This is a genomic window from Streptomyces sp. NPDC054765 (genome assembly GCF_053612065.1).
Map to the genome: position 1 here is coordinate 1,510 of NZ_JBSHBP010000036.1, position 17,966 is coordinate 19,475.

Consider the following 17,966-nt stretch of genomic DNA (forward strand, 5'->3'; position numbering starts at 1 on the left):
GCGGGTACCCCGACGGGGACGGTGACGTTCGTGGCGACCGACGGGGTCACGACGGTGACGCTGACCGGGACGCTCAGCGGCGGTACGACCAGCGTCAGCAGCAACGGGCTGGTGACGGCAGGCACGTACACCGTCACGGCGACCTACAGCGGTGACGGAGACTTCACCGCCTCCAGTGGTACGGACACGCAGACGGTCACCCAGGCGTCGACGACCACCACGGTCACGTCGTCGCCGGACCCGTCCGTGGCGGGGCAGTCGGTGACCTTCACGGCCACCGTCGTCCCGGTCGCGCCGGGGGCGGGTACCCCGACCGGGACGGTCACGTTCGTGATCACCGGTGGTCCGACGCTGACCGGCACCCTTTCCGGGGGCACGGTTTCCGTCTCGACCAGCGCGCTCGGTGCCGGGAGCTTCCCCGTCACCGCGACCTACAGCGGTGACGCCGACTTCAGCGGCTCCAGTGGTACGGACACGCAGACGGTGGCTCAGGCGGCGACGACCACTACGGTCTCCTCGTCTCCCGACCCGTCGGTGTTCGGGGAGCTGGTGACGTTCACCGCCACGGTGGCGCCGGTCTCGCCCGGTGCCGGCACGGTCACCGGCACCGTGACCTTCGTCATCAGCGGCGGCGGGGGCGGCTCGCTGACCGGCACCGTCTCCGGGGGCGTGGTCACCGTCACCACCAGCACACTCGACGCCGGTGTCCACAGCGTCACTGCGACCTACGGCGGTGACGCCAACTTCACCGGCTCCAGCGGCAGCGACACCCAGACCGTCAGCCAGTCGTCCACGACCATCACGGCCACCTCGTTCCCCGACCCGTCCAACTCCGGTGACACGGTCGCGATCCTCGCGTTCGTGGCGGCGGTGGCCCCGGGCAGCGGCGTCCCGACCGGGACGGTCACCTTCACCGTCACGGACGGAGTGACCACCATCAGCCTCACCGGGACGCTCGACGGTTCCGGTGTCGCCGCGGTCAGCACCCCGCTGGTCACCCCCGGCAGCTACCTCATCACGGCGGTCTACGGCGGTGACGCCAACTTCACCACCTCCACCGACACCGACACCCAGACCGTCCTCGCCGGTCCCTGACCGTCCGTTTGACACGGTCACAGCACACCGGCGGCGGGCCGTCCTCATCCCGAGGGCGGCCCGTCGCCGGCGTGCACCCGAGGCCGGTCCGCCAAGCCGCTGCCCGGCCGGGAGGGCGCCGGTGTCACGCCGCACGAGCCGGGCGCCGGTGGCACGCCGCACGAGCCGGGCGCCGCCGAGCCGGCCCTGCGGGCCCCTCGTCTCACCCGCGCCCGTCCGCTGCCCCCTCGCCGCACCCGCCCCGGCCGGCTGCTACGTCTCCAGCACGCCCCGCAGCTGTTCGAGCCCCCAGTCCAGGTCCTCCTTGCTGATCACCAGCGGCGGCGCGAGCCGGATCGTGGTGCCATGGGTGTCCTTGGCCAGCACCCCGCGCGCCATCAGCTGCTCGGAGATCTCCCGTCCGGTGCCGCGTGCCGGGTTGATGTCCACACCGGCCCACAGCCCGCGGCCGCGGACCGCGTCCACCGCACCGCCGGCCACCAGCAGCCCCAGCTCGCTGTGCAGATGCTCGCCCAGCTCCCTGGCCTGCTGCTGGAACTCACCGGTCCGCAGCATCGCCAGCACCTCCAGCGCCACCGCGCAGGCGAGCGGATTCCCGCCGAACGTCGAGCCGTGCTCGCCCGGCGCGAACACACCCAGCACCTCACGGGAGGACACCACCGCCGACACCGGCACCACACCGCCGCCCAGCGCCTTGCCCAGCACATACATGTCGGGCACCACGTCCTCGTGCTCGCACGCGAAGGTCCGCCCCGTACGGCCCAGCCCCGACTGGATCTCATCGGCGATGAACAGCACGTTCCGGCTGCGGGTCAGCTCCCGTACGCCCGCCAGATAGCCCGGCGGCGGCACCAGCACCCCCGCCTCGCCCTGGATCGGCTCCAGCAGCACCGCGACCGTGTCGGCGTCGACGGCGGCCTCCAGCGCGGCCGGATCGCCGTACGGAACGATGTCGAAGCCGGGCGTGTACGGGCCGAAGCCGGCACGGGCCTCGGGGTCCGTGGAGAAGGAGACGATGGTGGTCGTCCGGCCGTGGAAGTTGTTGTCCGCGACGATGATCTTCGCCCGGCCGTCGGGGACGCCCTTGACCTGATAGCCCCACTTACGGGCCGTCTTCACCGCCGTCTCGACCGCCTCGGCGCCGGTGTTCATCGGGAGCACCAGCTCCATCCCGCACAGCTCGGCCAGCTGCGTACAGAAGTCGCCGAACCGGTCGTGGTGGAAGGCACGCGAGGTGAGGGTGACCCGCTCCAGCTGGGCCTTGGCCGCGTCGAGCAGCCGGCGGTTGCCGTGCCCGAAGTTCAGCGCGGAGTAGCCGGCGAGCATGTCCAGATAGCGTCGGCCTGCCACATCCGTCACCCAGGCACCCTCGGCGGTGGCCACGACGACGGGCAGCGGGTGGTAGTTGTGCGCGCTGTGGGCTTCGGCGGCGGCGATGCTGCGTTCTGTGGACGTCACCGGTGTCTCCGTTCGGTGGACCGTGGGGGCGCGGGCGCTGCCGCGTCCCCCTCCATTGTTGCGCCTGTTGCGCCCCGGCCGGGCCGTGGGCCTGCGAAGATCCGCCGGACAGGGCCTGACGGGTGTCCTAGACTCTGCGGTGCGCACGGCGACTGGCGTACGGGGAAACAACCTCGAGGAAGCGGTGTGCGGCAACCATCACGAGGTGCCGCCCCGCCTGGGCACCCCGGGACCACGACCGGACCACCGATCGACCGCCCCGGAGGACGCCATGTCACTGCCCCTTCCGCATCCCGCGCTGCACGCTGCCGACCCCGAACTGGCCGCTCTGGTCGGCGCCGAGGAGCAGCTCCAGGCCGACACGCTGCGACTGATCCCCAGCGAGAACTACGTTTCCGCCGCCGTCCTGGAAGCCACCGGCACCGTCCTGCAGAACAAGTACAGCGAGGGATACGCGGGCCGTCGCTACTACGAAGGCCAGCAGAACATCGACCGCGTCGAGACGCTGGCCGTCGAGCGCGCCAAGGCCGTCTTCGGCGTCGAGCACGCCAATGTCCAGCCCTACTCCGGGTCGCCCGCCAACCTCGCCGCCTACCTCGCCTTCGCCGAGCCCGGCGACACCGTGCTGGGCATGGCGCTGCCGATGGGCGGCCACCTCACGCACGGCTGGGGCGTCTCGGCGACCGGCACGTGGTTCCGCGGCGTCCAGTACGGCGTACGCCCCGACAGCGCGCTGATCGACTTCGACGAGGTGCGCGACCTTGCCCGCAAGGAACGGCCGAAGATCATCTTCTGCGGCGGTACCGCCGTCCCGCGCACCATCGACTTCGCCGCCTTCGGTGAGATCGCCCGCGAGGTCGACGCCGTCCTGGTCGCCGATATCGCCCATATCGCAGGCCTGATCGCGGGCGGCGCCCACCCGTCGCCCGTGCCGCACGCGGACGTCATCTCCACCACCACCCACAAGACCCTGCGCGGCCCGCGCGGCGCCATGCTGATGTCCCGCGCGAGCCACGCCAAGGCCGTCGACAAGGCCGTCTTCCCCGGTCTGCAGGGCGGTCCGCACAACCACACCACCGCCGCCATCGCGGTCGCGCTGCGCGAGGCGGCCGCCCCGTCCTTCCGGGACTACGCCCACGCCGTCGTCGCGAATGCCAAGGCGCTCGCCGGGGCACTGCTGGCCCGCGGCTACGACCTGGTCTCCGGCGGCACCGACAACCACCTGGTGCTGATCGACCTCACCTCGAAGGACGTCCCGGGCAAGGTCGCCGCCAAGGCGCTGGACCGGGCCGGCATCGTCGTCAACTACAACACCGTCCCCTTTGACCCGCGTAAGCCCTTCGACCCCTCCGGCATCCGCATCGGCACCCCGTCCCTCACCTCCCGCGGGCTGGGTACGGACCGGATGCCGCTGGTCGCCGAGTGGATCGACCGCAGCGTCCAGGCCGCGGCGAAGGGGGACGAGGAGGCGCTGTCCGTGATCCGCGGCGAGGTCGCCGAGCTGATGGCCGGCTACCCGGCGCCGGGGCTGCCCACGGACTGAGAGCCCGGAACTCCCCGGCCCACCGGCTGCCGCCCGCCCCCGGCCCATCGACTGCCGCCCACCGGCTGCCGCGCGCCCCCGGCCCGCGTCCGTCGGCCCCCGGCCCGCGGTCAGCCGGTGAGCCGGACCGGCAGCACATGCGTGCTGTTGCCGATGAAGCTCGGGTGCGGCGGCAGCTCCGCGTCCGGGACGGCGAGGTCCAGGGCCGGATAGCGGGTGAAGAGCGCCTCCAGGGCGAGGGTCGCCTCCAGCCGGGCCAGTGGTGCGCCCAGACAGTAGTGCGGCCCGTGGCCGAACGAGAGATGCCGGACGGCGGGCCGCCGGGTGACCTCGAACCGGCCGGCGTCGGGGCCGTAGGCGTCCGGGTCCTGGCCGGCCGCGGAGTAGGAGGCCAGCATCGGGGTGCCGCGGGGGACGACCGTGCCGCCGATCTCCAGGTCCCGTACGGGATAGCGGAACGGGAAGTGGGCGACGGGGCTGTCGTAGCGCAGTGTCTCCTCCACCCGTCGTCCCAGGTGGCCCGCCCGGTCAGCACCAGCTCCAGCTGCGTGCGGTCGGTGCACAGGGCCCGGACCGCGTTGGTGATCAGATTGAGCGTGGTCTCGTGCCCGGCGATGATCATCAGCAGCAGGGTGCCGACCAGCTCCCGTGCGCTCAGCCGGTCGCCGTCCTCCTCCTGGGCGGCGAGCAGCGCGCTGGTCAGATCGTCGCCCGGGTCCGCCCGCCGGGCCTCGGCGACCTGTCCGGGTGTGAGTAGTTGAGGTACAGGAAATCCCGGTGAGATTGATCTTGCTGCGGTTCCCCACTCCTGATGAGGCCCGGGTGTGCTGCATACGGCAGCGGTCTCATCCTCTTCGGGTTCGGGCCAGGGGCCGAAGGGACCGTGTTCCCCGGGGCCGGTGGCGCCGAGGAGGCCGGGACCCTTCCAGCGGTGCAGCGGCACGGGGATCACTGTGCGTTTCCGTTCCGGGCCTGTCGATCACACCCCCCTCGTGGAGCTTCGACGGGCGGGCCCGCCTTCCACGGCCGCCCCGGGCCGCGGTCCTCGGGGACGGTCACCTCCAGTTCCTCGCGGAGCGCGGGGACGAGGATGAAGCGGGCGGTGTGGTACTTCGTTACGCATTTCCCGCTCCGAGTGCGGCAGGCGCTGCCCGCCGGGGCTTCACACTTCGGACAGTCGTTTCGTTCTACCGCGTTTGCTGCTTGATTGGGCGTCAGGTCCAGCCGCGCAGTCTGTCAGAACTGTCTCGCACAACATGCTGGTTTTGAGAGGGGTTCTGCGAACGGCCACCTGCGGATTCGTGAGCAGCACCGGTGTGTTCGCAGAACTCTCGTAACTGGTCATTTGTGAGAATCACGCAGCACCCGGCCGTAGCCGCTGCGCTCCGGTACGCGGGCCGAACTGTTCCGTGTACAGAAGCCCCGGCCGCGCCTGGCGGTTCAACCCGTGAGGGTGTTGAGCCAGCCGGTCAGCAGACGGTTGATCTCCTCGGGGCGTTCCTGCTGGATCCAGTGGCCGCAGCCCTCTACGAGGTGGGAGGCGGTCAGGCCGGGGAGGGTGGTGGGGAAGGCGTCGATAGCGTCGGACATCCAGGTGGTGGAGGCGTCCAGGGCGCCGCCGATGAACAGGGACGGCTGCTTGATCGGGGCTCCGCGGTGGGGGGCGAGGTCCTCCCAGTCGCGGTCCACGTTGCGGTAGCGGTTGAGGGCGCCCGTCAGACCCGTGCGCTCGAACTCTCCGGCGTAAACGTCGAGGTCGTCCTCGGCCAGCCAGGCCGGGAGGATGCCGGCGGGAAAACGGTCACGCAGCTGGCCGCCGTGGGCGACGAAGTGCGGGTCGGGCTCGCCCTGGGTGGGCATGGTGTCGGCGGACAGGGCGGCGTAGAAGCCCGCGAGCCAGCCCCGCACGTCAGGCTCGATCTCCGTCTCGGCGCGGCCGGGCTCCTGGAAGTAGGAGACGTAGAACTCCTGCTCGGGGCCGCCGATCTGGCCGAAGATGTCGGTGGGGCGGGGGCCGCCGGGTGGCGCGTACGGGACGCTCAGCAGGGCGACGGCCCGGAAGACCTCGGGGTGGAGCAGGGCGGAGGTGGCGGCGATGTTGGAGCCCCAGTCGTGGCCGACCACCACCGCGTTCTCCTCGCCGAGGGCGTGCACGAGGGCGACGTTGTCCTCCACCAGGTCCAGCATCCGGTAGGCGTCGGTCTCCGCAGGCTTGGAGGAGCGGCCGTAGCCGCGCACGTCGAGCGCCACCGCCCGGTAGCCGGCCGCGGCGAGGGCCGGGAGCTGGTGGCGCCAGGAGTACCAGGACTCGGGGAAGCCGTGCACGAGCAGGACCAGCGGGCCGGTGCCCTGCTCGACCAGGTGAAGGCGCCCGGCCGGGGCCTCGACGGTGCGGTGGCGGAGTGCGGCGGACGGCTCGGGCTGCATGGGGGCTTCTCCTCGGTTCGCGGGTGGATGCAGGTACGCATCGATCATGCGGCGCAGCGACCGTCCACCGCGACTACCCTTGCCAATCTGGCAAACTTGCAGGACAGGATGGTGGGGCGGCACGTCCGGAAGGGGGCAGAGCGGGTGACAGGCGACGACGTGGCCGACACGCTGGCGGCGATGGGCCCCCGGCTGCGGGCCGCGCGCGAACACCGCGGCTCCACGCTCACCGGCGTCAGCTGTGCGACCGGCATCTCCCCGAGCACGCTGTCGCGGATCGAGACCAGCCGACGCAAGCCCACCCTGGAAGTGGTGCTGCAGTTGGCGAAGGAGTACGGCGTCTCCCTGGACGAGCTGGCCGGCACCGCTCCCGCCGCCGAGCCCCGCACCTCCGCGCTCCAGCGTTTCGGCGACGACAAGGCGGTGCTGCCGCTGACCCGGTACGTCGGGGGCCTGCACGCCCACAAACACGTCCTACCCGCCGTCCAGGAGCCGTCCGCGCGGCCTCGGCAGGTCTCCCACGACGGCTGGGAATGGCTGTGCGTCCTGTACGGGCGGCTGTGGCTCGCACTCGGCGACCAGGACCTCGTCCTGAGTGCCGGGGATGTCGCCGAGTTCGACACCCGCAATCCCCATGGGGTCGCGAACGCCGGCCCCGGCGGCCCGGTCGAGTACCTGATCATGTTCGGGCCGCAGGGAGAGCGCCTGCGACCGCGCACCCCGCCCGCCCCCGGCCCCAGGGCCCGGTAGCAAGCAGCGAACGAACGGCCTGACGTCCCGGATACCGGGCCAGAGTGGACAGCCGGTTCACCGGCACCCGGGACAGGTTCACCCGCCCCAGCGCGAACGCCGAGATCTCCTCCACCCGCTCCATGGCCCGCACCATCGCCGTACCCGTCGACTTCGTCGGCGGAGTACGCAGCCGCTCCAGCTCAGAGACCCGCTTGCCCTCCGGCACGACCAGCAGCTCAGCCAGCGCCGGCGCGAGCGACGGATCGGCCCGGGACGCGGCGCGGGCCACCGCCTCGTACAAGCGCCGCTCGGCAACCGTCCGGGCCTCCGACACCTGCCGGGCCAACACCGAAACGCCGGGCAGCAGCACCCGGTTCTTCCGCAGCCACGTCACCGCGTGGTTGAACAGCGCCACAGGCCCCTCGGCATGCGTCCACGCCCGCCCGTACAGGAAGCCGCGGAACTCCCGACCCCACTTCCGATCGGTGAAGTCCCGGTGCTTGAACCGCTTCTGGATCTCCGCCGCGTGCTCGTACACCGTCGATCGGCGCTCCGGGTACCGCTTCACGCACGAGGCGTCGGCGATGCCGAGCTGCCCGGCCAGGTACTCCACGGCCTCCCACGGCACCGCGAGTGGGTCCTCACCCAGGAACCGGCCGATGTAGCGGACCCACCGGCATGCGGCGAACGGTAGCCAGGCCCCGACAGCGATCGAGGATCTTCCTCCGAACCCCCGCACCAGGCCGATCACGTGTGCTAGATGACCATGATCGTTCTCACCGGGATTTCCTGTACCTCAACTACTCACACCCGCTGTCCGAGGACGGCGGTGATCTCATGGTTGGCCGCCAGCACCTCGTCCGCCGTGCCGTCCGTCCCCACGATCAGGTTCGACAGCTCGTGCAGCCGGTCGCGCAACGCGGCGTCCACCCCCAGCAGTTCGCTGATCACGCTCATCGGCAGGGGATAGGCGAAGTGCCGGCGCAGATCCACCGTGCCGTCCTGCAGCGCGGTGAAGTGGCAGGCGTTCTTGGCGACTTCGGGGTGCGCGAGCACCTCGCGCAGCACCTCGTGGCGGGTGACGGCGACCGCGGGCACCTCCCCGGGCAGCAGTACGGGGACCACCGCCCCGGCCTCCCGCAGCAGTGCGTCGGCCGCGGCCCGGCCGGCGCCGCCGGGGGCGAGCGGGCGCGGCGCCCCGCCGGAGTGTGCGGGGCAGGCGGCGTCGGTCGGTGGCGCGGAGCGGCGGGCGTCGGTCATCGGCGGTCCTCACAGATCGAGGCGGAGATCCGGGGCGGTGCACGGGTCCGGGAGCGGACCACGACTTCGGGGCCACGCACGGCCGGTACGCGGTCCTTTCCCCCGTCTTCCGCCACCATGCGCCGGTGCTCCCTTGAGGACCTGAGACAATCGATGCCATGGCTCTCGATCGCCCGCCCGCCGCCCACCACCACTCTCAGGGGAATGGCTCCGCCATGCAGCGTCCTCCGCGTGTGCTCTCCGGTATCCAGCCCACCGCCGGCTCCTTCCACCTCGGCAATTACCTCGGTGCGGTACGCCAGTGGGTGGCGCTTCAGGAGTCCCACGACGCCTTCTACATGGTGGTCGACCTGCATGCGATCACCGTCCCGCAGGATCCGGCGGAGCTGCGCCGCAACACCCGGATCGCGGCCGCCCAGCTGCTGGCCGCCGGCCTCGACCCGGAGCGCTGCACGCTCTTCGTCCAGAGCCATGTGCCCGAGCATGCCCAGCTCGCGTGGGTCATGAACTGCGTCACCGGCTTCGGTGAGGCGTCCCGGATGACCCAGTTCAAGGACAAGTCGGCCAAGCAGGGCGCCGATCGTACGACGGTGGGCCTGTTCACCTACCCCGTGCTGATGGTCGCCGACATCCTCCTCTACCAGGCCGACCAGGTCCCGGTCGGCGAGGACCAGCGCCAGCACCTGGAGCTGACCCGCGATCTCGCGGACCGCTTCAACACCCGCTTCGGCGACACCTTCACGGTCCCCAACCCGTACATCGTCAAGGAGACGGCGAAGATCTTCGATCTTCAGGACCCGTCGATCAAGATGAGCAAGTCCGCGTCCTCGCCCAAGGGCATCGTCGACCTGCTCGACGACCCCAAGGTCACCGCGAAGAAGGTCAAGAGCGCGGTGACGGACACCGACACCGTCATCCGCTTCGACCGCGAGGCCAAGCCGGGCGTCAGCAACCTCCTCAGCATCCTCTCCACCCTCACCGGCACCTCCGTCCCGGATCTGGTGCAGTCGTACGAGGGCAAGATGTACGGCGCCCTCAAGACGGATCTGGCCGGGGTGATGGTCGATTTCGTCACACCGTTCCGGGACCGTACGCAGGAATACCTCGACGACCCCGAGACGCTGGACGCGATCCTGGCCAAGGGTGCGGAGAAGGCTCGTGCGGTGGCCGCGGAGACCCTCGCCACCACCTATGACCGGCTCGGATTGCTGCCGGCCAAGCACTGAAGGAACCGCCCGCGCACGGTCGGGAACGTCCGCTCGGCGGGCCGTCCCCGGCCGCGCGGGCCGCACCGGGCCCGGGGGTCCCCACCCGTGGGGGTTCCTGCGCCTGGGCACAAGACGACCGAGGACGCTCCCCGTGAAGGGCGCGTACCCGGCACACTAAGAGGGTGCGCGAGCGTGCCGCACACACGTCAGGAGGGAGAACACAGTGGGGACCGTAACGCTGGGCGTTTCGATCGCGGTCCCGGAGCCATACGGCCGCTTCCTCCAGAGGGAGCGCGAGGGCTTCGGGGATCCCGCCGCACCCGGCATCCCCACACACATCACCCTCCTCCCGCCGACGGAGGCCCGCGCCGACGCGCTGCCCGGCATCGAGCGCCACCTCGCCGAGGTCGCGGCCGGCTGCCGCCCGTTCCCGCTGCGCCTCGAAGGCACCGGAACCTTCCGGCCGCTCTCCCCGGTCGTCTACGTCAAGGTCACCGAGGGCGTGGCGGGCTGCACCGCCCTTCAGGCCCGGATCCGCGCCGCCTCCGGCCCCTGCGCCCGCGAGCTGCAGTTCCCGTACCACCCGCATGTGACCATCGCCCACGGCATCGACGAAGCGGCCATGGACCGCGCCCAGGCCGGCCTCAGGGACTTCACCGCCACCTGGACGATCGGCGGCTTCGCGCTCTACCAGCAGGGCCCGGACGCGGTGTGGCGCCTGGAGCGCGAGTACCCCTTCGGGCCGCAGACGGCCGCCGTCCCGCGCCAGGCCGCCGGTCTTTCCCGGCCACCGGCCCCGTCCTGCTGAACGCGGCCACTGGCCTCGCCCTGCTGAGTGCGGGCGCCGGCCCTGTCCCGCTGAACGCGGGCCCCGGACCTGTCCTGTTGGCCGTGCGTGCTGCCCGCCCCGTGCTGCCCGCCCCGTCCTGCCGGTCGGCGGCTGCCCGCGCGTAGAGCGGCACCCTCCGCGCCTCGCCCGTGCCATCAGGGACGTATGACCGAGTGCATTTACGGGGTACCAGGAGTCTTGCATTCCGGATCGACCGGAGCAGCCGGCTGACATCCTGCACAGGCCGGTGGGCACAAGGGGAACAAGAGGCACAAGACGAACGAACGCGAGCGAACGCGAACGAATACCAACGAATACCAATGAACGCCAATGAACGCCTCGGGCCGTACGAGGGGAACGCCATGGACTGGTTGCGCAAACTGCCGGTGATCGGACCGGTCGTCGGCCGGCTGATGACCACTCACCTCTGGCGCGCCTACGAGCGGATGCTCCGGGTGCACTGGACCAGGCTCGCCGCCGCCATCACCTTCACCAGCTTCGTCGCGCTCTTCCCGCTGCTCACCGTCGCCGCCGCGATCGGCGCCGCACTGCTCAGCGACAGCCGGCTGCACGAGCTGGAGGGCAAGATCGCCGAGCAGCTCCCCGGCATCTCGGGACAGCTCGATATCGCCGCACTCGTCGACAACGCCGCCACCATCGGCCTGGTCGCCGGTGCCGCCCTGCTGCTCACCGGCATCGGCTGGGTCGACTCACTGCGCGACTGCCTGCGCGCCGTATGGGAGAAGGACGACGAGGAGACCAACTTCTTCCTCGGCAAGCTCCGGGACGGCGTTCTGCTGCTCGGGGTCGGCGGCGTCGCCGTACTCTCCCTCGCCTGCTCGACCTTCGCGTCCGCCGCGGTGGGCAAGGTGGCCGACGCGATCGGCCTGTCGGAGGGCGGCACCGGCAGCGTCCTGCTCTCGGGCGCCGGCTTCGTCATCGCCGTCCTCGCGGACTTCCTGCTGCTCGCCTACATACTGACCAGGCTCCCCGGCGTCCATCCGCCGCGCCGCGCCGTCGTGATCGCCGGCCTCCTCGGCGCGATCGGCTTCGAACTGCTGAAGCTGTTGCTCAGCGGCTATCTCCAGGGCGTGGCCTCCCGGAGCATGTACGGCGCCTTCGGCACCCCGATCGCCCTGCTGCTGTGGATCAACTTCACCGCGAAGCTGCTGGTGTACTGCGCCTCCTGGACAGCTACGGAGGGGGAGGGACGCGGCGAGGCCGGGGAACTCAAGGTGCCGGGCGACCCGGAGCGGCCAGAGGGACGGGAAGGGCCGGAGGGACGGGAAGGGCCGGAGGGACGGGAAGGGCCGGAGGGACGGGAAGGGCCGGAGGGGCCAGAGGGGCGGCAGGAGCGGGAGACACCCGACGGATCGGAGGCACCGGAGCGGCCGGAGGGACCGGAGCGGCCCCGGGCGGCGTGACACCGGGCCGCCCTCAGCCCGGCCCCGGCCGCCGGACCAGGCCGCCTTCCCCCGCTTCCCGGCGCCTGCCGCCATGGCTTGCGGCGTCTGCGGTCAATTCCGGGGCCGACGACCCCGCAGCCGCTCCGGCAGCGGCCGGCGGCGGTGCACCACGTACGCCACGATGCCCAGCAGCGCCAGCACGCCGCCGGTGATACCCAGCGCGGTCCAGGTGCCGCCCGCGCTGCCGGAGCTGTTCAGCGCGGCCTGGGTGCTCTCGTTCGCGCCCTTGCCCTTGCCCTTGGCGCTCACGGCGCCGGTGCCGTCGTCCTCGCTCCTGGGACCGACGAGCCGGCCGACCGGGTCCACCTTGTCGGCCGCCGCGAAGCCCCAGTCGAGAAGCTTGGCGGCCTCCCGGTAGCCCTCGTTGTGCTCCCGCTTCTCCGGGTGCATGACGGTCACGAGAAGCTTGCGGTCCCCGCGCTGGGCGACGCCGGTGAAGGTGGAGCCGGCATTGGTGGTCGAGCCGTTCTTCACCCCCGCGATACCCGGGTACGGCTTCATGTCGAAATCGCCGCTGAGCAGCCGGTTGGTGTTCTGGATGCCGAACGAGGCCCGCTTGCCGTTCTTGCCCTTGTCGCCGGGGAACTGCGCGCTCGCCGTCGAGCAGTACTCGCGGAAGTCGGCGTTCCGCAGTCCCGAGCGGGCGAACAGGCTCAGGTCGTACGCGCTGGAGACCTGGCCGGGCGCGTCATAGCCGTCCGGGGTCACGACATGGGTGTCGGTGGCGTTCAGCTCCTTGGCGTGCTGCTGCATCTGCGCGACGGTGGCCGCGGTCCCGCCGTTCATCGCCGACAGGGTGTGCACCGCGTCGTTGCCGGACCGCAGGAAGACACCCAGCCACAGGTCATGGACCGAATAGCTCAGGTTCTCCTTTATCCCGACCAGGCTGCTGCCGACGCCCATCCCGGCGAGGTCGGCGGGCTTGACCGTGTGCTTCTGGTTCTTGGGGAACTTCGGCAGCACCGTGTCGGCGAACAGCATCTTCAGTGTGCTGGCCGGGGCGAGCTGCCAGTGCGGGTTCTTGGCGGCCAGCACCTTGCCGGACGCGGCGTCGGACACGATCCAGGAGCGGGCCGTCAGCGTGTCCGTGCCGGGCAGCTGCGGGGCGCCGGGCTTCGGCGCCACCTGGACGCCGGGCGCGCCCAGCCGCTCCCCGCCGATCTGCGACATCTTCGCCGGCGGCGCGGGAGCCTTGGGGTCGGCGTACGCGGTGCCGGCCAGCAGCGGGGACGCCAGCAGTCCGGAGGCGGCCAGTGCGGTGGCGGTGCGCAGGGGGAAGCCGTTGCGCACCACGCGCCCGGCGCTGCCGGTCGCGGCCGGGGCAGCCGATGCTGCCGAGGCCGCCGATGCGGTCGGGGCGGTCGGGGCGGTGGAAGCCGTGGAAGCACAGGAGATCGTCGGCACGTCGGTGAACGTACCCGCCTTTGCCCGGGACTCCGACAGCACCCCACGGAAGAGTGCCCCTGCCGCCCGCCGGATGGAGCCGCTGCCCATACTGGACCTCATGAAGCTCTCTCGCCCCGTGTCCTGGTTCCTGCTCGCCTTCGGGGTGTGGAGCTGGTTCATCTGGATCACTTTCGTCAAAAACCTCTGGAAGGACGGGAGCGGCCTCGCCTTCGACGCTGCGGGTGACCCGACCGCCTACTTCTGGGTTCATCTGCTGCTCGCGGTGGCTTCCTTTCTTTTGGGGACGGCGATTGGCGTGATCGGGTTCCGCGGAGTACGGGCCCTGCGCCGCGAGGCCGCACAGGGCACGCCCGACCGGCCCGCCGCTCCCTCCTCGTCCGCCTCCTGAACCACGGGCACGGGGAGACGCCGTGATCTTCGCCCTGATCGTGCTCCCGGTGCTCGGACTGTTCTTCGGCGTGCACCGCTATCTGTGGTGCCGGCTCGTCCGCGACACCACCACACCGGGCAGCCGCCCCCGCCGTACGGGCACCGCCGCCGCCTTCGTCCTCCCCCTGACCGCCCTCGCCGCCCTGCTGTCCGGCCGGGCCGGCGCCCCCTTCCCCATCCAGCAGGCACTGGCCTGGCCCGGCTACCTCTGGCTGGCCCTGGTGCTCTATCTCACTCTGGCGCTACTGGCGGGGGAACTGGTCCGGGCGGCGGGATCACGGGCCGTGCGGCTACGGGCGCTCCGCTATCGCGAGCAGGCCGGCGACGCGCCGCCTCGCGGGCATCAACGACCTCGCGGGGGAGCGCGCGCGGGCGAGTCCGGACTACGAAATCGACTCTCGGTGGCCGCGCCACCGCCCGCCCCGTCGTCCTTCCGGCGCACCAGCCCGTGACCCTCCACGAAACCGTCCGCCACGGCGCGGATCTCCAGCTCTCCGGCCATACCCACGGCGGTCAGACGTGGCCGTCACCCATTTCGCCGCGGCCACCCATCCCACCGTCGCGGGCCTGGCGCGGTACGGCGGTACCCAGCTGTATGTCACCCGCTGCATGTCACCCGCTGCGCGGGGGCTGGGGGCGCCGGTCTGAGCGAGGGCGCCACCGGATGTCACGATCGTCGAGCCGGCTTCGACACGGGATGTAGTTCGGGGGACTCGAGGATTCTCGGCGCCATTGGGGCGACCCGGAAGGGGCGAACGGGCTGCCGCTCCGGGATTGGGTAACGGACTGTCTACGAAGTGCGGTCGCATGCCACCTCGGATCGGCCGGATCACGACTTACGATCTTGCTATTTGGGCCGCCAACTCCGTAATCTTTATTGGCTTTACGCTGCCCTTCGCCCCTCGCCGTGGCGGTGCCGGACAGGACGCCGAGGCGAGTGGGGCGACGGGGTCCAGCTTGGTGCGCGCATTACGGGGAGAGTGGTCATGGGCAAGCATTTCAAGGTTGATCTGGACGAGCTGGACGGCGTCGTGCGCCAGCTCAGGCACCTTCAGGGCGATATGGCTGAAACCGGCCAGACGGTGGAGTACGGCACGAACATCCCGCAGTCGGCATTCGGGATCAACTTCGGCGAGGCGGAGGAAGTCTCCCACGCCCATGACCGCATGCAGACGTACCTGAAAGACGTCGTCAAGGCGCTCCAGGACCTCACCCACAAGTTCGGCGAGAAGACAGAGGCAAGCCGCGGTGCCTACGAGGACCAGGATCACGAGACCAAGGTCTCGATGAACGGCTGACCTTCCACGGCGGCGCAGGGATGAGGACGAGCGGGATGACGATGAAGGGGGGGCGTTGTGGTTAGCGCCATGGAGGAGCGCGAGAGTGCTCAGGCGATGGAGAAGCAGCGGAAGGAGGAGGAGCAGCGCAAGGCGCATGAGCGGGAAAACAAGCTGAAGTCGTTCAAGAGCGAGCGCTTGACCCCGCACTCCCCTTCCGACTTCCATCACCACGGCATCGACGCGCTCCGGAAGATGATCGCGAACGCCAGACCCGAGACGCTCGAGACCGCCGGCGACCACTGGCGCAAGTCCGCCGATCTGCTCGGTGGGCAGGACGGGCACGGTGGCATCCGTAAGAAGTTCATGGATGCCGTCGATCACGCGACGGCGCACTGGGAGGGCTCGGCGGCCGACGCGTTCCGCAAGGAAGCCGTCAAGGTGCTGGGCAAGATCGACAGGACGTACCGGCACGCCCGGAGGACCGAGACGTCGCTGATCGGCTCGCGTGAGTCGGGCCCGCAAATCGGCCTCGCCCACACCCTTCGCCAGGCCAAGAATTCCATGTCGAAGATCCATGACCCGAGCAACTGGGACAGCTTCAAGGACGACAGCGGCGACGACGCCCAGTTCCACCGGGACATGGCCAACCCGAACATGGACGCCCGCCAGGCGCTGGAGCTCAACCGGGACAAGCTGTCCCTGAGCAAGGAGCGCCAGGTCGAGGCGGTCATTGTGATGGATGAGCTGGCATACCACTACACCAGCCGCACACAGGACTTCGGGGACAGTGCCGACGACGGCCTCCACGGTGACTGGCCGAAGGAACCCTCCAATACTCCGCCGCCGCCCCCGGTGCGTATGCCCGATACGAGAGACAGGTTTCACCCGGACCCGTCCTCGGCCTCGATCACACCGCACGCACGCAAGGGCATAGGCGGCGGAGCCGTTCCGCCAGGTTTCGACGGCCCCAAGATCAGCCGACCGGACCTGCCGGTCCACACCGGGCTCGACAGCGTGGAGGGCAGCACCATGAACCCGCCCTCGGTTTCCGGTGGATACCCCAGTGGCCCGTCCGGTGGCGGACATGGCGTGGTCGGCGGTCCGGGCGGCGGTTCGGGCGGCGGCGTGATGCCGCCGGGCCCTTTGGGCATCCCCGGGGGTGCCGTGCGGCCCGGCGGCGGGCGTGGTGCGCCTGGTGCCGGAGGTATGCGCGGAGGCACGCCGGGCGCGGGCGGCACAGGCGGCGCCAAGGGCGGCAAGCCGGGCGCGGTCGGACGCAGCGGTGCGCAGGCACGTACACGTGGCGGCATGGCCGGCAAGCCGGGGGGCCCCGCCGGTGGCGCCAAGCAGGGCGGCTCGGGTCTGCACCGCAGCCGTGGCGGCAAGCAGGCAGGCATGGGCGCCCCCGGAGCCAAGGGCAAGGACAAGAAGGAGAAGGAGCGCACCACTGGTCAGCGCCCCGACTACCTGGTCGAGGACGAAGAGACGTGGACGCCGCAACGCAATGTGGTGCCCCGCGTCATCGAGTAGGACACCGGCATCGTCGTACGGCCGTTGGTAAGGAGTGGCCCCGCGCCCGAGGGTGCGGGGCTTCTCTTCGGATGGAACACTGCCGCCCGGACAGCACAGCGAGAAGGAGCCAAGCATGAGGGTCACCCGAACACTGCGCGCGACGGTGGGTGCCGCGCTGACCGGCGCGTTGCTCATCACCGCGAGTGGTACCGCCTCCGCAGATCAAACACGCAAGGATCTGTGGCCGTTGGAGGCGTTCGGGGCCGAGCAGCTGTGGAAGGAGGCCACCGGAAAGGGCGTGACGGTGGCCGTGCTCGACAATGGCTTCCGGGAGACCCATCAGGACCTGAAGGGGCAGTTCCTCCCCGGGCCGGACTTCGGGAAGGCAGTGACGGAAGAGGCGGGCAAACACCTCGAGTCGGGCGAAGACATTCGCGACCACGGCACCAGTATGGCTTCGATCATCGCGGGCCACGGACACGGTCCGGGCGGTTCAGAGGGCGTCAAGGGGCTCGCGCCTGGCGCCAAACTGCTCCCTGTTCCGGTGTACAAGAGCAACGGGCAGGCCACCCGCTGGGCTGCGGACCACGGTGCTGACGTCATCAACATGTCTTTCGGTGGAGACGCATCGGGTGACGACTGCGATTCCATCAGCTACGCCATTTCAAAGGGTGCCGTGGTCGTGGCCTCCGTGGGAAATGAGGCCCTCAGCGACAAGAGGTATCCGGTGGGCTGCCCCGGAGTGATCGGCGTCGGTGCAGTCGATGAATACGGCAAGTCGGCCGACTTCAACAACTACAACTCCGACACGGACCTGCTCGCGCCCGGCGTGAAGATTCCCTCAGCTACGGCCAAGAGCGACTCGGACTACCAGACCAGGCAAGGCAGCTCCCAGGCCGCCGCCTACGTCTCCGCCGCAGTCGCCCTCCTCAAGGAGAAGTACCCCGACCTCACTCCCGGTCAGATCGCCAACCGACTGGTGAAGACGGCCGGACTGCCCAAGGACCAGCAGGGTCTCAAGCTCCCGGATGCGCACTACGGCTACGGCTTCATCCAGCCCGGCCCCGCCTTGCGGAAGAATATCCCCGCGGGCCCCAAGGAGGGCCCGCTGCCGATGCCGAACGGCAAGGCCTCATCGAAGCTGGACGCCGGCGCGCCCGACGCCGACCCGCCGATGGGCGGCAAGGAGGCGTTGAATACGACTCTGCTCTACGGCGGCATCGGCGTTGGCGTTCTGGTGGTCGTCGGGGCCGTTGTCGCCATCGTCCTGGTGTCCCGTCGCCGCAAGAACGCCGGCGGTCAGAATTGGGGCTGAGGGGC

At 70.6% G+C, this 17,966-nt stretch carries 15 protein-coding genes, 3 pseudogenes and 1 riboswitch; of the genes and pseudogenes, 11 read left to right on the forward strand and 7 right to left on the reverse strand.

Annotated elements, in window-relative coordinates; translation table 11 throughout:
- Positions 1–1,095, forward strand: a 1,095-nt coding sequence (locus ACWGJY_RS22245) for an Ig-like domain repeat protein (RefSeq protein WP_453262565.1), incomplete at its 5' end; no start/stop codon positions are given.
- Between the two features lie 252 nt (positions 1,096–1,347).
- Here the strand turns inward: ACWGJY_RS22245 and rocD are convergent.
- Complete coding sequence (rocD, locus tag ACWGJY_RS22250; protein WP_453262566.1) at positions 1,348–2,553, reverse strand: ornithine--oxo-acid transaminase; 1,206 nt, start codon at positions 2,551–2,553, stop codon at positions 1,348–1,350.
- 138 nt (positions 2,554–2,691) lie between these two features.
- Positions 2,692–2,783: riboswitch (ZMP/ZTP riboswitch) on the forward strand.
- A gap of 41 nt (positions 2,784–2,824) precedes the next feature.
- Between rocD and ACWGJY_RS22255 the strand changes: the two genes are divergently transcribed.
- The gene (locus tag ACWGJY_RS22255; RefSeq protein WP_453262567.1) at positions 2,825–4,096 is read left to right on the forward strand and encodes a serine hydroxymethyltransferase; all 1,272 of its coding nucleotides are present in this window, start codon (positions 2,825–2,827) and stop codon (positions 4,094–4,096) included.
- A gap of 110 nt (positions 4,097–4,206) precedes the next feature.
- Here the strand turns inward: ACWGJY_RS22255 and ACWGJY_RS22260 are convergent.
- From ACWGJY_RS22260 to ACWGJY_RS22270, 3 genes and pseudogenes are all read right to left on the reverse strand, one after another.
- Positions 4,207–4,841: pseudogene (locus ACWGJY_RS22260) on the reverse strand (cytochrome P450); the annotation flags it as partial.
- Positions 4,842–5,044: 203 nt separating this feature from the next.
- Positions 5,045–5,320 (reverse strand): zinc finger domain-containing protein, encoded by a 276-nt coding sequence (locus ACWGJY_RS22265; RefSeq protein WP_453262623.1) that lies wholly within the window; start codon positions 5,318–5,320, stop codon positions 5,045–5,047.
- A gap of 216 nt (positions 5,321–5,536) precedes the next feature.
- Positions 5,537–6,523: an alpha/beta fold hydrolase gene (locus ACWGJY_RS22270; RefSeq protein ID WP_328384787.1), complete on the reverse strand. Its 987-nt coding sequence runs from the start codon at positions 6,521–6,523 to the stop codon at positions 5,537–5,539.
- 144 nt (positions 6,524–6,667) lie between these two features.
- Here ACWGJY_RS22270 and ACWGJY_RS22275 point away from each other — a divergent pair, with 144 nt between their 5' ends.
- On the forward strand, positions 6,668–7,273 hold the full coding sequence (locus ACWGJY_RS22275; RefSeq protein ID WP_453262568.1) for a helix-turn-helix domain-containing protein: 606 nt from the start codon (positions 6,668–6,670) through the stop codon (positions 7,271–7,273).
- A 31-nt stretch (positions 7,274–7,304) separates the two neighbouring features.
- Here the strand turns inward: ACWGJY_RS22275 and ACWGJY_RS22280 are convergent.
- Together ACWGJY_RS22280 and ACWGJY_RS22285 are read right to left on the reverse strand one after the other, a co-directional pair.
- Positions 7,305–7,925 (reverse strand): annotated as a pseudogene (locus ACWGJY_RS22280) (DUF4158 domain-containing protein); the annotation flags it as partial.
- Positions 7,926–8,059: 134 nt separating this feature from the next.
- Entirely contained in the window at positions 8,060–8,515 is a 456-nt protein-coding gene (locus ACWGJY_RS22285) for a hypothetical protein (RefSeq protein ID WP_453262569.1), read from the reverse strand.
- A gap of 215 nt (positions 8,516–8,730) precedes the next feature.
- Here ACWGJY_RS22285 and trpS point away from each other — a divergent pair, with 215 nt between their 5' ends.
- The 3 genes from trpS to ACWGJY_RS22300 all read left to right on the forward strand — a co-directional run bounded on the left by trpS (position 8,731) and on the right by ACWGJY_RS22300 (position 11,976).
- Positions 8,731–9,741 (forward strand): tryptophan--tRNA ligase, encoded by a 1,011-nt coding sequence (trpS, locus tag ACWGJY_RS22290; RefSeq protein WP_453262624.1) that lies wholly within the window; start codon positions 8,731–8,733, stop codon positions 9,739–9,741.
- A gap of 205 nt (positions 9,742–9,946) precedes the next feature.
- Positions 9,947–10,531: a 2'-5' RNA ligase family protein gene (locus ACWGJY_RS22295; protein WP_453262570.1), complete on the forward strand. Its 585-nt coding sequence runs from the start codon at positions 9,947–9,949 to the stop codon at positions 10,529–10,531.
- Positions 10,532–10,914: 383 nt separating this feature from the next.
- Positions 10,915–11,976 (forward strand): YhjD/YihY/BrkB family envelope integrity protein, encoded by a 1,062-nt coding sequence (locus ACWGJY_RS22300; protein ID WP_453262625.1) that lies wholly within the window; start codon positions 10,915–10,917, stop codon positions 11,974–11,976.
- A 93-nt stretch (positions 11,977–12,069) separates the two neighbouring features.
- Here ACWGJY_RS22300 and ACWGJY_RS22305 read toward each other — a convergent pair whose 3' ends face one another.
- Complete coding sequence (locus ACWGJY_RS22305; RefSeq protein WP_453262626.1) at positions 12,070–13,512, reverse strand: D-alanyl-D-alanine carboxypeptidase family protein; 1,443 nt, start codon at positions 13,510–13,512, stop codon at positions 12,070–12,072.
- Positions 13,513–13,522: 10 nt separating this feature from the next.
- Here ACWGJY_RS22305 and ACWGJY_RS22310 point away from each other — a divergent pair, with 10 nt between their 5' ends.
- The 5 genes and pseudogenes from ACWGJY_RS22310 to ACWGJY_RS22330 all read left to right on the forward strand — a co-directional run bounded on the left by ACWGJY_RS22310 (position 13,523) and on the right by ACWGJY_RS22330 (position 17,961).
- Positions 13,523–13,813, forward strand: a complete 291-nt coding sequence (locus tag ACWGJY_RS22310) for an SCO4848 family membrane protein (RefSeq protein WP_453262571.1) — start codon at positions 13,523–13,525, stop codon at positions 13,811–13,813.
- Between the two features lie 22 nt (positions 13,814–13,835).
- Positions 13,836–14,502 (forward strand): annotated as a pseudogene (locus tag ACWGJY_RS22315) (hypothetical protein).
- Between the two features lie 338 nt (positions 14,503–14,840).
- Positions 14,841–15,152, forward strand: a complete 312-nt coding sequence (locus ACWGJY_RS22320; protein WP_453262572.1) for a hypothetical protein — start codon at positions 14,841–14,843, stop codon at positions 15,150–15,152.
- Between the two features lie 57 nt (positions 15,153–15,209).
- Positions 15,210–16,664, forward strand: coding sequence for a hypothetical protein (locus tag ACWGJY_RS22325; protein ID WP_453262573.1), 1,455 nt, complete (start codon positions 15,210–15,212; stop codon positions 16,662–16,664).
- 115 nt (positions 16,665–16,779) lie between these two features.
- Entirely contained in the window at positions 16,780–17,961 is a 1,182-nt protein-coding gene (locus ACWGJY_RS22330) for a S8 family peptidase (protein WP_453262574.1), read from the forward strand.
- Positions 17,962–17,966 lie beyond the last annotated feature (5 nt).